We start from the raw sequence: 13,612 nt of genomic DNA, 5'->3' as shown, positions 1-13,612 counted from the left end.
GCGCCGGGCTGCCCGATCTGACCGGCCGGCTACTTGAGGTGGCTCTGGACTTCTTCCGCCGCGTCATGGCCGTACGCCTTGGTGAAGCGGTCCATGAAGTTGGCGCGGCGCAGGGTGTACTCCTGCGTACCCAGCGTCTCGATCACCAGCGTGGCCAGCATGCAGCCGACCTGCGCCGCGCGCTCCAGGCTCACGCCCCACGCGAGCCCGGACAGGAAGCCCGCGCGGAACGCGTCGCCCACACCCGTCGGGTCGACCTTCGCCTCTTCCTCGGCGCAGCCGACGACGATCGGGGCACCGCCCTTGCTGTCGATCCGGACGCCCCGGGCGCCGAGGGTGGTGACGCGGTGGCCGACCCGGTCGAGGATCTCGTCCTCGGTCCAGCCGGTCTTGGACTCGATGAGCCCCTTCTCGTACTCGTTGGAGAAGAGGTACGTCGCGCCGGTGAGCAGCGTACGGATGTCCGCGCCGGTCATCCGGGCGATCTGCTGCGAGAAGTCGGCCGCGAACGGGATCGAGCGGGTGCGGCACTCCTCCGTGTGGCGGAGCATCGCCTCGGGGTCGTCGGCGCCGATCAGCACCAGGTCGAGCCCGCCGACGCGCTCGGCGACCGACTGGAGCTCGATCTGGCGGGCCTCGCTCATCGCACCCGTGTAGAACGAGCCGATCTGGTTGTGGTCGGCGTCCGTGGTGCACACGAAGCGTGCGGTGTGCAGGACCTCGGAGATCCGGACCGATCCGGTGTCCACGCCGTGCCGGTCGAGCCAGGCGCGGTACTCGTCGAAGTCCGAACCCGCCGCGCCGACCAGGATCGGGGCGGTGCCGAGCTGGCCCATTCCGAAGCAGATGTTGGCGCCGACGCCTCCGCGCCGTACGTCGAGGGTGTCGACCAGGAAGGAGAGGGAGACCGTGTGGAGCTGATCGGCGACCAGCTGGTCGGCGAAGCGGCCGGGGAAGGTCATGAGGTGGTCGGTGGCGATGGAGCCGGTGACTGCGATGCGCACGGCGAGGACTCCTGCGGAGGAGGGAGGTTGACACCTCACGCTACCGGTTCGTATCCCGCGGCTCGAAGGGAGGAAACTACCCGATAGTAGGGCTTTCTTCGCAGGGTGGCCGTGCCTACGGTGGCGATATGCCGAACTCCACCGCGCCGTACCCCGCAGCCCCGTCCGACTCCGGAGCCGACCTGACCGACCTGCGCGGGGACTGCGCGCGCATGGCCCCGCACTGGGTGGTGCCGGTGGGGCCCGCGCCCGCGCCCGTACCCCCTTCCCTGATCCACGGGGTCACGGTGCCGACCGCTTCCGCCCGGCTGATCGACGGCATGTCCGAGTACGGGGACTGAGCGGCTTCACCCGAATGGCTCAAGGGCGGCCAGGAAGCCTCGGCCCGGCCGCCCGAGGGAACCGCGCGCTCCCCCGCCCCGTCCCATCCGCGTTCCCCCGCACGGGGGATCGGCCACACGCCAGTGGACGGCAGCGGAGTCGAAGGAGCATGCGGTGAGCAGCGAGCGACCCGAGCACGACACGGCACGTCCCCGTCGGCGGCGGTCCCCCGCCGTCGTCACCTCGGTAGCGGCAGCGGTGCTGCTCGCGGGAGGCGGCGGGGCCTACTGGGCGGCGACCGCGGCCGGCCATGACAACGGAGGCGCGGAGACCAGCGGCGCCCCGGGCGGCGGCGCCACCGACCCTCCGCCCCTCGCGCTCGACCAGGCGGCGCAGAGCAGCGGCCCGCCGGGCATCGCGCCGGGCGAGCCCGACCCGCGGGGCCCCGTCTACCGCGCCGACGGGACTTTCCCGGCCCCGCCGAAGACCGCCCCGGTGTACCGCGCCGACGGCACCGTCAGCGCCGCCGATGTGGCGCGGCTGGCCGGCGCGCTCGGGGTACCGGGCACTCCGCGGCTCGTGGGCACGGACTGGAAGGTGGGCGCGGCCAAGGACGGTTCGGGCCCGCTGCTGCAGGTCCCCAGGCAGGCCCCCGGCAGCTGGACGTTCACCCGGTACGGCAGCGGCGGCACCGACGACTGCCCGCGCGGGAAGAGCTGCGCCACCGCCGGCCCGGCCGAGGCCGGCGGCGGGAAGGCGGTGAGCGAGCAGGCGGCGGAGGCCGCGGCCGCCCCCGTACTGAAGGCGCTGGGCGAGAGTGGCGCGAAGCTCGACGCGGGCCGGGTGCTGGGTTCGGTGCGGGTGGTGAACGCCGATCCGAAGGTGGGCGGGCTGCCCACGTACGGCTGGACGACCGGGCTGCGGATCGGCGCGGACGGCCGGCTGAGCGGCGGCAGCGGCCCGTCGAAGGCGCCCGTCAAGGGTCCGGCGTATCCGCTGATCAGCGCGGCCGACGCGCTGAAGCGGCTGAACACGCCCGGATCCGGGTCCCCGGGCACCGGGACCGGGGGCACCGGGACCGGGGGCTGCGCGACGATGGAGCCGCTCACCGGGCACGCGGCCACCGCCGGCACGGGCCCCGTCGGCAGCACGAGCGCTCCGTCCTCAGCGCCCTGCACACCGCCGTCGTCATCACCGCCACCGTCATCGCCGTCGAAGGCTCCAGGGGCCGTGCAGGCGGTGACCGTGAGCCATGCGGAGCTGGGGCTTGCGGTGCGGCTGGCCGGGGGGCGGCAGATCCTCGTGCCGTCCTGGCTGTTCGAGACGCGGCCCACGGGTACGGCCGCCCCCCGCACGGTCACCGAGCCTGCGGTGCCGGACCGCTATCTGGCCAGGCCGACGCCGCCCGGGAACGGCAACCGCCCCGGCGGCTCGGACCAGACCCTGACGGCGTACCGCGTCGACGGACGGACCCTGACCCTGCGCTTCACGGGCCGGATGTGCGGCAAGTACGGCGTCCACACCACCGAGAACCGGAGCACGGTACGGGTGGCGCTGAGCGCGCCGGTCCGTAAGCCCGGGACCGTCTGCCCCGACATCATCGGGCCGGTGACGCAGAAGGTGCAGCTGCACCAGCCGCTGGGGAGCCGGCGGGTCGTGAACGCGGCGAACGGTGAACCCGTACCGCAGATGTGAGCCGGGACCGGACCGGTCCCGAACAGGTGAGTGATACGACAGCGGCGGCGGCCCCGGATGTCCGGGACCGCCGCCGCTGGGCGCCTCTGTCTCTGTCGGAAGAGACTCAGCTGAACGAGTCGCCGCAGGCGCAGGAGCCGGTGGCGTTCGGGTTGTCGATGGTGAAGCCCTGCTTCTCGATGGTGTCGACGAAGTCGACGGAGGCGCCGCCCAGGTACGGGGCGCTCATCCGGTCGGTGACGACCTTGACTCCGCCGAAGTCCTTGACCACATCGCCGTCGAGCGAACGCTCGTCGAAGAAGAGCTGGTAGCGGAGGCCCGAGCAGCCGCCGGGCTGGACGGCCACGCGGAGCGCGAGGTCGTCACGGCCTTCCTGGTCGAGCAGGGCCTTGACCTTGGACGCGGCGGCGTCGGACAGGAGGATGCCGTCGCTCACCGTGGTCTTCTCGTCCGATACGGACATCTGCTTCACTCCCGGGATGGGGTCTCCCCGCCGAGGCAGGGGAAGTACGGACTGCTTGCCGACCGTTGCAACCGGCAGGGCCACGGATTCATTCCGGGCCTGGCACTTCTCTTTGCCCCTTCATGCTCGCACACCCCTCGCTCCCCGTCACAGAACCGGACCTCCAGGGATACGTCACATTGACGAGATTGGCATCGTCAATGTGACGTGAAGCGGCTATGATAGATAGCGTCATTTAGACGAGAAGGCCCCGGTGTCAGCACCGGCTCCACCGGAGCGGCACAAGCCGCACGTATTTCTTGAGAAGAAAGGGTGCGTGTCGTGACCACCGCCCAGCCCCGTCAGGATCTCGATGTCCAGCCATCGCCGCTCGCGCTGCTGCTGCTCGGCCGTGAGGCCGACCCGAAGAGCGAGCGCGGCGTGGAGTGCCCCGGCGACCTGCCTGCCCCGTCCGACCCGGACCTGGTGGAGCGCGCCCGCGCGGCCAAGGAGAAGCTCGGGGACAAGGTCTTCGTGCTCGGCCACCACTACCAGCGCGACGAGGTCATCCAGTTCGCCGACGTGACCGGCGACTCCTTCAAGCTCGCCCGCGACGCCGCCGCCAGGCCGGAGGCCGAGTACATCGTCTTCTGCGGTGTGCACTTCATGGCCGAGTCGGCCGACATCCTGACCACCGACGACCAGAAGGTCGTACTCCCTGACCTGGCCGCGGGCTGCTCGATGGCCGACATGGCGACCGCCGAACAGGTCGCCGAGTGCTGGGACGTACTGACCGAGGCCGGCGTCGCCGACCGCGTCGTACCCGTCTCGTACATGAACTCGTCCGCCGACATCAAGGCGTTCACCGGCCGGCACGGCGGCACGATCTGTACGTCGTCGAACGCGAAGCGCGCCCTGGAGTGGGCCTTCGACCAGGGCGAGCAGGTCCTCTTCCTCCCCGACCAGCACCTGGGCCGCAACACCGCGGTACGGGACCTGGGGATGTCGCTGGACGACTGCGTCCTCTACAACCCGCACAAGCCGAACGGCGGCCTCACCACCGAGCAGCTGCGCGGCGCGAAGATGATCCTGTGGCGCGGGCACTGCTCGGTGCACGGGCGGTTCTCGCTGGACTCGGTGAACGACGTCCGCGAGCGGATCCCCGGCGTACGGGTGCTGGTCCACCCCGAGTGCAAGCACGAGGTCGTCTCGGCCGCGGACGAGGTGGGCTCGACCGAGTACATCATCAAGGCACTCGACGCGGCGCCCGCCGGTTCGAAGTGGGCGATCGGGACCGAGCTCAACCTGGTGCGCCGGGTAGCCAACGCGCACCCGGACAAGGAGATCGTCTTCCTCGACAAGACGGTGTGCTTCTGCTCGACCATGAACCGGATCGATCTGCCGCATCTGGTCTGGACGCTGGAGTCGCTCGCCGCAGGCAACACGGTGAACCGGATCGAGGTCGACCCGGAGACCGAGAAGTACGCGAAGCTGGCGCTTGAGCGGATGCTGGCGCTGCCGTAGGGGGTGCAGCGGAGGGTTGCTGCTCACGGCCTGGCGGCAGTGAGCAGCAACCGCCGTCTGGTTCCCGCCCTATGGCAACCGTCCAGGCTCTCAGCGGGGCCACCTGACACTCACACCCCGCCGTCAGCCCACGTTTCCGCCGCTCTCCAGCCGCCCGCCCCGGCTCTCCGCGATCCGCAGGGTGTCCCCCAGCGACTCGGCGAGCCGGGTGCCCGCGAACCGTAGCTCCCGCTCCCCCACCGCGGTCTCCGCGAACAGCTCCCGGGCCTGCTCCAGTACGCACTCGGCCGAGGCGATCATGTCGGCCTCCAGTTCGTCGGCCATCCGGGAGAGGTGGCTGTCCGGGTCCGTCGTACTCAGCCAGCACGGGCCGCCGCGCTCGTTGGTCCACGGGAGCAGGCGCAGGGCCCGGCCCTGTCCGTCGAACATCATGTCGGTCGCTACCTCCGGATCAGGCCCTCTGGCGCACCGCACGAGAGGGTGGTTACGGTGTGTGCCGCAATCGTCGCCCTGGGGAACCCTGTCCCAACAGGGCGCCGCTGTCCCGGCCTTGGGAACGGGACACAGGAAAGGCACGCACCGTGACGTTCAAGCCCCAGCCACTCACCCCGTATCTCTCGGCCCGCCACTACTTCGGCTCCGAACAGCGCCGCCACCGCGAGCGGGCGGGCCTGTCGCTCGTGCAGCTCGCGGGCATCGTGAACTCCAGCAAGAGCACCCTGGCCCGGGTCGAGACGGCCGACCTGATGCCGCCGCCCGACATTCCCAGCCGACTGGACATGGCCTTCGGGACGGACGACCACTTCCACGGGTTGTACGAGCTGGCCCGGCGCGAGATCCACCCCGACCAGTACCAGCGGTACATGGACTTCGAGTTCCGGTCCGAGGTGATAGAGCAATACGGCGCGCAGGCGCTGCCAGGGCTGTTCCAGATCGAGGAGTATGCCCGGGAGTTGCTCCGTTGCCAGGAGGACCTGAGCAGCGAACAGGTCGAGGAACGCGTCACCGCGCGCATGTCGCGACAGGAACGGCAGTGTTCGGAGAACCCGCCGTTCCGGTGGGCGATCGTCGACGAAGGCGTGCTGCGACGACAGGTGGGCAGTCCGGTCTGCATGCGAAAGCAACTGGCTTCGCTGCTGGAGCAGGTGGATACTCCGAACAGTAAAGTTCAGGTGATGCCGTTCAGTGCGGGGCCACACTCGCTCCTGGGTGGCGCGCTGACTCTGCTGGCCCTGCCCGACGGCACTTCGGTGGCATACGAGGAGGGCATTCAGGCCGGTCACCTCTACGAGGATCCGGCCGCGGTGAAGAAGTGGCGGCGGCAGTACGAGGTACTGCGCGCCAACTCCCTTCCCCTGGCCGAGTCGGCGGAACTGATCCGGACCGCGATGGAGGGCTACCGACCATGACCCACTCCCCCGAGCTGAGCACCGCCCGCTGGCGCCGCAGCAGCTACAGCAACACCAACGGGGGCGAATGCGTCGAGATCAGCGAGGACTTCCCCGGCGTCGTCCCCGTACGCGACAGCAAGAACCCCACCGGCCCCGCGCTCGTCGTCCAGGCCGCAGCCTGGGGCGCGTTCGTCACCTCGCTCAAGTAGCAGCAGCGCCCAAGCACCAGGGCTCCAGCAGTAGGCGGAAACCCGAAGGGGCCTGTCCCACACGCTCGTGTGGGACAGGCCCCTTCGTCATACCGGGCGGGTCAGACGTTCGCCGGCTCCGGCTCGTCCGACGACGAGTCGGCGCCCGACGGGCCCGACGGGGCCGCGCCGCCCGACTTCTTCTCGCGCTTCGCCGCCTTCTTGGCCGCGCGGCGCTCCTTGCGGAGCTCCACCAGCGCGTAGAGCGTCGGCACGAGCAGCAGTGTCAGCAGCGTCGAGGTGATCAGACCGCCGATCACCACCACCGCGAGCGGCTGCGAGATGAAGCCGCCCTCGCCGGTGACGCCGAGCGCCATCGGGAGCAGCGCGAAGATCGTCGCCAGTGCGGTCATCAGGATCGGCCGCAGACGGTGCCTGCCGCCCTCCACGACCGCCTCGACCACGCCGAGACCCCGCGAGCGGTACTGGTTGATCAGGTCGATCAGCACGATCGCGTTGGTGACCACGATGCCGATGAGCATCAGCATGCCGATCATCGCCGGGACACCCATCGGGGTGCCGGTGACGAGCAGCAGACCGATGGCGCCGGTGGCCGCGAACGGGATCGAGACCAGCAGGATCAGCGGCTGGACCAGCGAGCGGAACGTCGCCACCAGGAGCATGAAGACGATCGCGATGGCGGCCAGCATGGCCAGGGCCAGGTTCTTGAACGCGTCGCTCTGGTCGGACGAGACCCCGCCGATCTCGACGGTGGCACCGCTGGGCAGCGCCTTCTTGACCTCGTTGATCTTGGACTGGAGCGCGGTGGTGACCGCGCCCGTGTTGTCACCGGTCGGCTTCGCCGTGATCGTCGCGGCGCGCGCGCCGTCGATGCGGGTCATCGAGACCGGTCCCGGGACCAGCTTGACCGTGGCGATGTCGCCGAGCTTGACCGCGCCCAGGCTGAGGTTCTTCAGCTGGGCGAGGGTGGTGGCCGGCTGCGCCGACTTCACGACGACGTCCCGCTCGGTGTCGTCCAGGATCATCTTGCCCGACGTGGTGCCCTGGACCGCCTGGCCGACGGCCGCGCCCAGCGTCGTCTCGTTGAACCCGGCGGCGGCCGCCTTGTCGTTGGACTTCACGGAGATCCGCGGCACGCTCTGCGACAGGTCGCTCTGTACGTCCTTGACGTGGTCGAGCTTGGCCACGGCGGCCCGCACCTGGTCGGACGCCTTCTTGAGGGTGTCGCCGTCGCCGGCCTTGACCACGACGCTGAGGTCCTGGTCGCCGAAGCCGCCGCCGCTGCCGACGCTGGCGTCGCCGATGCCGTGCAGCTTGGCCAGGCCCGACTCGATACGGTCCTGGGTCCTGTCGTAGTCCGAGGCGTTCTTCAGGGTCACCTGGTACGAAGCCTGGTTGGCTCCGGTACTGCCGCCGAAGGCGGCGGCGAAGCCGGATGAGCCGACCGTGACCTGGTAGTCCTTGATCGTGTCGATGCCGTCGAGCACCTTCTCGACCTTCTTGGCCGCGGTGTCGGCGGCCTGCAGGCTGGTGCCCGGGTCGAGCTTCTGGGTGAGCGAGAGGGTGTCCTGGTCGCCCTGGTCGAAGAAGTTGGTCTTGAGCAGCGGGGCCATGCCGAAGGTGGCGACGAGCACCACGGCCGCGATGACCAGGCTGGTGATGCGGCGCCCGGTCGCGAAGCGGAGCACCGGGACGTAGAAGCGCTGCAGACGGCTGCGCTCCTCCTTCTCCTCGGCCCTGCGGCGCAGCTCCTCCGGGTCGACGCCCGCGGAGCCCTTGGGGGCGCGCAGGAACCAGTACGAGAAGACCGGGACCACCGTCAGCGAGACCAGCAGCGAGGCGAGCAGCGCCGCGGTGACCGTGATGGAGAACGAGCCGAAGAGCTGGCCGACCATGCCGCCGACGAGGCCGATCGGCAGGAAGACGGCCACGGTCGTCAGGGTGGAGGAGGTGACCGCGCCCGCGACCTCACGGACGGCGCTGATGATCGCCGTCTGCCGTTCCTCGCCGTAGCTCAGATGCCGCTTGATGTTCTCCAGGACGACGATCGAGTCGTCGACCACCCGGCCGATCGCGATGGTCAGCGCGCCGAGGGTGAGCATGTTGAGCGAGAGGTCACGGGTCCACAGCACGATCAGCGCCAGCAGCACCGAGAGCGGGATGGAGAGCGCGGTGACCAGGGTGGAGCGGAGCGAGGCCAGGAAGACCAGGATGACGATCACGGCGAAGAGCAGGCCGAGTGCGCCTTCGGTGGTGAGGCCGGAGATCGACTTCGAGACGGACGGGCCCTGGTCGAAGACGACCTTCAGATCGCTGTGGGAGCCGAGGGTCTTGCGCAGCTCGGGGAGCTTGTCCTTGACCGCGTCGGAGATGGCGACGGCGCTGCCGTCCTGGTCCATCGTGATCGAGAGGGAGAGGCTGGGCTTTCCGTCGGTGCGGGTGATCGAGTCCGCGGCCGCGGGCTGCTGGGCGACCTTGGCGATGTCACCGAGGCGGACCGGCTTCGGGGCCCGGCCACCCGCGGACGCGCCGCCCGGTGCGGCCTGGCCGGTGACGCGCAGGTCCTCGAGCTGCTTCAGCGAGGTGTAGCCGCCGCCGACCTGGACCGTGCGGCTCTTGCCGTCCTCGGAGAACGAGCCGGCCGGGAGCGTGACGCCGCCCGCCTGGAGCGCCTGGCTGAGCGTCGCCGCGTTCAGTCCTGCGGCGGCCAGCTTCTTGGTGTCGGGGGTGACGGTGACCTGGAGGTCCCGTACGCCGTCGACGCTGACCTGGCCGACGCCGTCGATGTTCTGCAGGACCGGGACGACCGAGCGGTCGAGCTGGTCGGAGAGCGCCTGCTGGTCCTTGTCGGAGGTGACGGCGAGGACGACGGTCGGGATGTCGTCGGTCGAACCGGCGACGACCTGCGGGTCGACCGAGTCGGGGATCTTCACCCGGGCCCGGTTCACGGCCTGCTGGACATCGGCGACGAGCTGCTTGGTGCCGTTGCCGTAGTCGAACTGGGCCATGATCACGGCGTTGCCCTCGCTCGCCGTGGAGTTCACGCCCTTGATGCCGTCGACAGACTTGATGCTGTCCTCGAGCGGCTCGACGACCTGCTTCTCGACCACGTCGGGGGACGCGCCCTGGTACGGGGCGAGAACCGACACCATCGGAAGTTCGATGGTGGGCAGCAGCTGCTGCTTGAGCTGCGGTATCGCGATCGCACCGAAGACGACGGCGACAATCGATATCAGCCCGATCAGGGCCCGTTGCGCGAGGCTGAATCTGGACAGCCAGGACATGGGGTCTCTCTTCTGTGGCGTGCGAGGCAGGTGGAGCCGAAGGAATGAAGGGGCACGTGGCCCACCCCTACCTTCAGCCATCCCGCAGGCCGGATTCGTCGCTCCCAGGTCCCCTACTTATCCGGCACATACAGCAGGTGGAGTAGGCCGCCGCTACGCCCTCGGGTGGACCAGGCCCGATTCGTAGGCGATTACCACCAATTGGGCCCGGTCCCGGGCCCCGAGCTTCGCCATCGCCCGGTTCACATGCGTCTTGACGGTGAGCGGGCTGACGGCCAGCCGCTCGGCGATCTCGTCGTTGGAGTGGCCGCCGCCGACCTGGACGAGGACCTCCCGCTCGCGGACGGTGAGGGCGGCCAGCCGTCCCGCGTACTCCTGCGGGGCCGATCCGTCCGAGCTGCCGCCCTGGGCGAGGAAGCGCGCGATGAGCCCCTTGGTGGCCACCGGGGAGAGCAGCGCGTCCCCGGCCGCCGCGATCCGGATCGCGTTGAGCAGCTCGTCGGGCTCCGCGCCCTTGCCGAGGAACCCGGACGCGCCGGCCCGCAGGGACTGGACCACGTACTCGTCCACCTCGAAGGTCGTGAGCATCACCACGTGTACCGCGGCCAGTCCGGGGTCGGTGCTGATCATGCGGGTGGCGGCGAGTCCGTCCGTACCGGGCATCCGGATGTCCATCAGGACGACGTCCGGCGCCTCCGAGCGGGCGAGGGCCACCGCCTGCGCGCCGTCGGCCGCCTCTCCGACGACCTCCATGTCGGGCTCCGAGTCCACCAGCACCCGGAACGCGCTGCGCAGCAGCGCCTGGTCGTCGGCGAGCAACACCCTGATCGTCATACGTCCTCCCCCGCTCCGGCCGTGACCGGCAGTATCGCCTGTACGCGGAAGCCGCCGCCGTAGCGGGGGCCCGCCGAGCAGGACCCGCGCAGCGCGGCCGCCCGTTCGCGCATCCCGATCAGGCCGTGGCCGCCGCCGTCCGCCGCCGTGCCGCGGCCGGTGCTCTCCGCACCGGCGGGCCGGGTTGGTCCGTCCGGTCCGTCCGCTCCGTCCGGTGCCGGCCGGCCGCCGGCGCCGTCGTCCAGGACGGTGACCTCCACGGCCGGGCCCACCCGGACCACGCTGACCTCGGCCCGCGCACCGGGCCCCGCGTGCTTGCGCACATTGGTCAGCGCCTCCTGGATGATCCGGTACGCGGCCAGGTCGACGGCCGCCGGCATGGCGGTCAGCTCGTGGGCGCAGGCGACGTCGACGGGCAGTCCCGCGTTACGGAAGGTGTCGACCAGCTCGTCGAGCACCGCGAGCCCCGGCGCCGGTTCGGTGGGTGCCTCGGGGTCGCCCGACTGGCGCAGCAGGCCGACGGTGGCGCGCAGTTCGTTCAGCGCGGAGCGGCTGGCCTCGCGTACATGGGCGAGCGCTTCCTTGGCCTGGTCGGGGCGCTTGTCCATGACATGGGCCGCCACCCCGGCCTGCACGTTGACCAGGGCGATGTGGTGGGCGACGACATCGTGGAGGTCGCGGGCGATCCGCAGCCGCTCCTCGGCGACCCGGCGCCCGGCCTCCTCCTCACGGGTGCGCTCCGCCCGCTCGGCGCGCTCCCGGATGGCGTCGACGAACGCACGGCGGCTGCGTACGGCGTCGCCCGCGGCCGAGGCCATTCCGGTCCAGGCGAAGATGCCGAGGTTCTCCTGCGAGTACCAGGAGGTCCGGCTGAAACACATCGCCGAGGCCGTCAGTACGGCCATGGTCAGCAGCCCGACCCGCCAGGTGGTGGGGCGGTCGGTGCGGGAGGCGACGGTGTAGAGCGCGATGACCGCGCTCATCGCCACCGGCGCGGGCGGCTCCCCTGCGACCAGCTCCACCAGGGTGACCGCACCGGTCACCGCGAGCACCGGCATCGGGCTGCGCCGCCGCAGCACCAGGGCGGCCGCGCCGATCACCATCAGGACGATGCTGCGCAGCTCGGGGCTTCTGGTGCCGAAGGTCGGGCCGCCGGGGCCGCCGGTGTCGGCGAAGGAACCGGTGATCATGCAGACGAGCACGGCCAGCGCCAGCACGGCGTCGAGCGCCATCGGGTGGGCGCGCAGCCACCCGCTCGCCCGGGCGTAGCGGGTGGCGGCTTTCGACGAGGGGGTCACGTCCAGCAACGGTACGGCGTGCCGCGGCACGGTCAGGACGGGTCGCGGTGCGGGTGCGGGTCAGGACGGGGCCCGGTGCGACCTGGACTCGGTACGGGGCCGTGGCGGCGTCGGTACGGGCCATGGCGGGGGCGGTACGGGCCATGGCAGCGCGGTACGGGCCATGGCAGCGCGGTACAGGCCATGGCGGTGCGGTCTGGGCCATGGCGGGGGCGGTGCGGCCCGCAGCGGGATCGGCGGTGCGGGCCGCAGCGGCGTTCGGACCGGTCATGCGGGCGGCTGAGAGGCTGTCGCGCGGCCTCTCAGCCGGGGACCGCTCTCAGCCGGGGATCAGACCGTCGTCGTTGAGCATGTCCCTGACGTCCGCCAACGTGGCGTCGGCGGGCGGCAGGATCAGCTCGGACGGGGCCAGGGAGTCGTCCGGGAGGGGCGTGCCCAGCTCCCGGACCTTGTCCAGCAGGGCGTGGAGTGTGCGACGGAAGCCGGCTTCGTCGCCGCCCTGCACCTCGACGAGCAGCTCGTCGTCCAGCTTGTTGAGCTCCGTGAGGTGGCTGTCGGCCAGCTCCATCTGGCCTTCACCCATGACCCGTACGATCATGACGCGTCCCTACTGCTTGTCCAGATTCGGATGGGGCCTGTCCTGCGGCTCGCTGCCCTCGATGGCCTGCTGGGACCCGGAGGACCCGCCGGCCAGCTCGGCCTTCATACGCTGCAGCTCCAGCTCCACATCCGTACCACCGGAGATCCGGTCCAGCTCGGCGGAGATGTCGTCCTTGCCCATCCCGGACTGGTCGTCGAGGGCGCCCGACGCGAGCAGCTCGTCGATCGCGCCCGCCCTGGCCTGCAGCTGGGCCGTCTTGTCCTCGGCCCGTGCGATGGCCTGGCCGACGTCGCCCATCTCCTCGGAAATGCCCGAGAAGGACTCGGCGATCCGGGTCTGCGCCTGGGCCGCCGTGTAGGTGGCCTTGATGGTCTCCTTCTTCGTACGGAAGGCGTCGACCTTGGCCTGCAGACGCTGGGCGGCGAGCGTGAGCTTCTCCTCCTCGCCCTGCAGCGTCTGGTGCTGCGTCTCCAGGTCCGTGACCTGCTGCTGCAGCGCGGCACGGCGCGACAGCGCCTCCCTGGCCAGGTCCTCACGGCCCAGCGCGAGGGCCTTGCGCCCCTGGTCCTCCAGCTTGGTGGACTGTCCCTGCAGCTGGTTCAGCTGCAGTTCGAGACGCTTGCGCGAGGTGGCCACGTCGGCGACCCCGCGGCGTACCTTCTGAAGCAGCTCGAGCTGCTTCTGGTACGAGTAATCGAGGGTCTCGCGCGGATCCTCGGCCCGGTCCAGGGCCTTGTTGGCCTTCGCGCGGAAGATCATTCCCATACGCTTCATGACACCGCTCATGGGCTTCGCGCGCCCCCTTCTGACGGACTTCAGCTCCAGCACTTGAACCCACACTACGGGGCCTGCATCCATTACCGCACTGTTCGGGAGCGGATGCGCTCCTCCTCCAGGACGAGCCGGGGCGATCGTGCTCCCGCGCAGGGAGTAGAAGCGCATCGGGGAAAGCCCCCGGACGACCGGCGGAAACGGCGCCGGCGGGCGGCGGGCCCCGCAGACCGTTGCG

13 protein-coding genes are annotated in these 13,612 nt (G+C 70.7%); 5 read left to right on the top strand and 8 right to left on the bottom strand.

Features of this window, described 5'->3' with window-relative positions:
• Positions 1 to 29 precede the first annotated feature (29 nt).
• Positions 30 to 1,004, bottom strand: a complete 975-nt coding sequence (locus OG510_RS28385) for a carbohydrate kinase family protein (protein WP_406140563.1) — start codon at positions 1,002 to 1,004, stop codon at positions 30 to 32.
• A 128-nt stretch (positions 1,005 to 1,132) separates the two neighbouring features.
• Here OG510_RS28385 and OG510_RS28380 point away from each other — a divergent pair, with 128 nt between their 5' ends.
• Together OG510_RS28380 and OG510_RS28375 are read left to right on the top strand one after the other, a co-directional pair.
• The gene (locus tag OG510_RS28380; RefSeq protein WP_406140562.1) at positions 1,133 to 1,345 is read left to right on the top strand and encodes a hypothetical protein; all 213 of its coding nucleotides are present in this window, start codon (positions 1,133 to 1,135) and stop codon (positions 1,343 to 1,345) included.
• Between the two features lie 154 nt (positions 1,346 to 1,499).
• Positions 1,500 to 3,020: a hypothetical protein gene (locus OG510_RS28375; RefSeq protein ID WP_406140561.1), complete on the top strand. Its 1,521-nt coding sequence runs from the start codon at positions 1,500 to 1,502 to the stop codon at positions 3,018 to 3,020.
• 106 nt (positions 3,021 to 3,126) lie between these two features.
• Here the strand turns inward: OG510_RS28375 and OG510_RS28370 are convergent, their stop codons facing one another.
• Positions 3,127 to 3,483 carry an iron-sulfur cluster assembly accessory protein gene (locus OG510_RS28370; RefSeq protein ID WP_164264231.1) on the bottom strand — a complete coding sequence of 119 codons (357 nt, stop codon included), beginning with the start codon at positions 3,481 to 3,483 and terminating at the stop codon, positions 3,127 to 3,129.
• A gap of 312 nt (positions 3,484 to 3,795) precedes the next feature.
• Here OG510_RS28370 and nadA point away from each other — a divergent pair, with 312 nt between their 5' ends.
• Positions 3,796 to 4,986 (top strand): quinolinate synthase NadA, encoded by a 1,191-nt coding sequence (nadA, locus tag OG510_RS28365; RefSeq protein WP_406140560.1) that lies wholly within the window; start codon positions 3,796 to 3,798, stop codon positions 4,984 to 4,986.
• A gap of 123 nt (positions 4,987 to 5,109) precedes the next feature.
• Here nadA and OG510_RS28360 read toward each other — a convergent pair whose 3' ends face one another.
• Positions 5,110 to 5,418: a hypothetical protein gene (locus tag OG510_RS28360; RefSeq protein WP_406140558.1), complete on the bottom strand. Its 309-nt coding sequence runs from the start codon at positions 5,416 to 5,418 to the stop codon at positions 5,110 to 5,112.
• A gap of 149 nt (positions 5,419 to 5,567) precedes the next feature.
• Between OG510_RS28360 and OG510_RS28355 the strand changes: the two genes are divergently transcribed.
• Both OG510_RS28355 and OG510_RS28350 read left to right on the top strand, forming a co-directional pair.
• Positions 5,568 to 6,395 carry a Scr1 family TA system antitoxin-like transcriptional regulator gene (locus OG510_RS28355; protein WP_406140557.1) on the top strand — a complete coding sequence of 276 codons (828 nt, stop codon included), beginning with the start codon at positions 5,568 to 5,570 and terminating at the stop codon, positions 6,393 to 6,395.
• The gene (locus OG510_RS28350) at positions 6,392 to 6,586 is read left to right on the top strand and encodes a DUF397 domain-containing protein (RefSeq protein ID WP_406140556.1); all 195 of its coding nucleotides are present in this window, start codon (positions 6,392 to 6,394) and stop codon (positions 6,584 to 6,586) included. Before OG510_RS28355 ends, OG510_RS28350 begins: the two co-directional genes overlap by 4 nt.
• A gap of 101 nt (positions 6,587 to 6,687) precedes the next feature.
• Here OG510_RS28350 and OG510_RS28345 read toward each other — a convergent pair whose 3' ends face one another.
• From OG510_RS28345 to OG510_RS28325, 5 genes are all read right to left on the bottom strand, one after another.
• Entirely contained in the window at positions 6,688 to 9,870 is a 3,183-nt protein-coding gene (locus tag OG510_RS28345; RefSeq protein WP_406140554.1) for an efflux RND transporter permease subunit, read from the bottom strand.
• Between the two features lie 153 nt (positions 9,871 to 10,023).
• Entirely contained in the window at positions 10,024 to 10,704 is a 681-nt protein-coding gene (locus OG510_RS28340) for a response regulator (protein WP_406140552.1), read from the bottom strand.
• On the bottom strand, positions 10,701 to 12,011 hold the full coding sequence (locus OG510_RS28335; protein ID WP_406140550.1) for a sensor histidine kinase: 1,311 nt from the start codon (positions 12,009 to 12,011) through the stop codon (positions 10,701 to 10,703). The genes OG510_RS28340 and OG510_RS28335 overlap by 4 nt, the downstream gene beginning before the upstream one ends.
• Before the next feature lie 310 nt (positions 12,012 to 12,321).
• Positions 12,322 to 12,600 carry a PspA-associated protein PspAA gene (locus OG510_RS28330; protein WP_164264227.1) on the bottom strand — a complete coding sequence of 93 codons (279 nt, stop codon included), beginning with the start codon at positions 12,598 to 12,600 and terminating at the stop codon, positions 12,322 to 12,324.
• 9 nt (positions 12,601 to 12,609) lie between these two features.
• Positions 12,610 to 13,389: a PspA/IM30 family protein gene (locus OG510_RS28325; protein ID WP_164264226.1), complete on the bottom strand. Its 780-nt coding sequence runs from the start codon at positions 13,387 to 13,389 to the stop codon at positions 12,610 to 12,612.
• Positions 13,390 to 13,612 lie beyond the last annotated feature (223 nt).

Source organism: Streptomyces sp. NBC_01089 (assembly GCF_045162975.1).
In the GTDB taxonomy this organism is placed as follows: domain Bacteria; phylum Actinomycetota; class Actinomycetes; order Streptomycetales; family Streptomycetaceae; genus Streptomyces.
The sequence above is the reverse complement of the archived record's forward strand: the minus strand, read 5'-3'. Positions and strand labels throughout refer to the sequence as shown.

What these genes read in the sequence shown, in the direction of transcription:
- OG510_RS28340 (WP_406140552.1), bottom strand. Translation starts at nt 10,704, where the DNA reads ATGACGATCAGGGTGTTGCTCGCCGACGACCAGGCGCTGCTGCGCAGC.
- OG510_RS28345 (WP_406140554.1), bottom strand. Translation starts at nt 9,870, where the DNA reads ATGTCCTGGCTGTCCAGATTCAGCCTCGCGCAACGGGCCCTGATCGGG.
- OG510_RS28350 (WP_406140556.1), top strand. Translation starts at nt 6,392, where the DNA reads ATGACCCACTCCCCCGAGCTGAGCACCGCCCGCTGGCGCCGCAGCAGC.
- OG510_RS28380 (WP_406140562.1), top strand. Translation starts at nt 1,133, where the DNA reads ATGCCGAACTCCACCGCGCCGTACCCCGCAGCCCCGTCCGACTCCGGA.
- OG510_RS28370 (WP_164264231.1), bottom strand. Translation starts at nt 3,483, where the DNA reads ATGTCCGTATCGGACGAGAAGACCACGGTGAGCGACGGCATCCTCCTG.
- OG510_RS28325 (WP_164264226.1), bottom strand. Translation starts at nt 13,389, where the DNA reads ATGAGCGGTGTCATGAAGCGTATGGGAATGATCTTCCGCGCGAAGGCC.
- OG510_RS28360 (WP_406140558.1), bottom strand. Translation starts at nt 5,418, where the DNA reads ATGATGTTCGACGGACAGGGCCGGGCCCTGCGCCTGCTCCCGTGGACC.
- OG510_RS28330 (WP_164264227.1), bottom strand. Translation starts at nt 12,600, where the DNA reads ATGATCGTACGGGTCATGGGTGAAGGCCAGATGGAGCTGGCCGACAGC.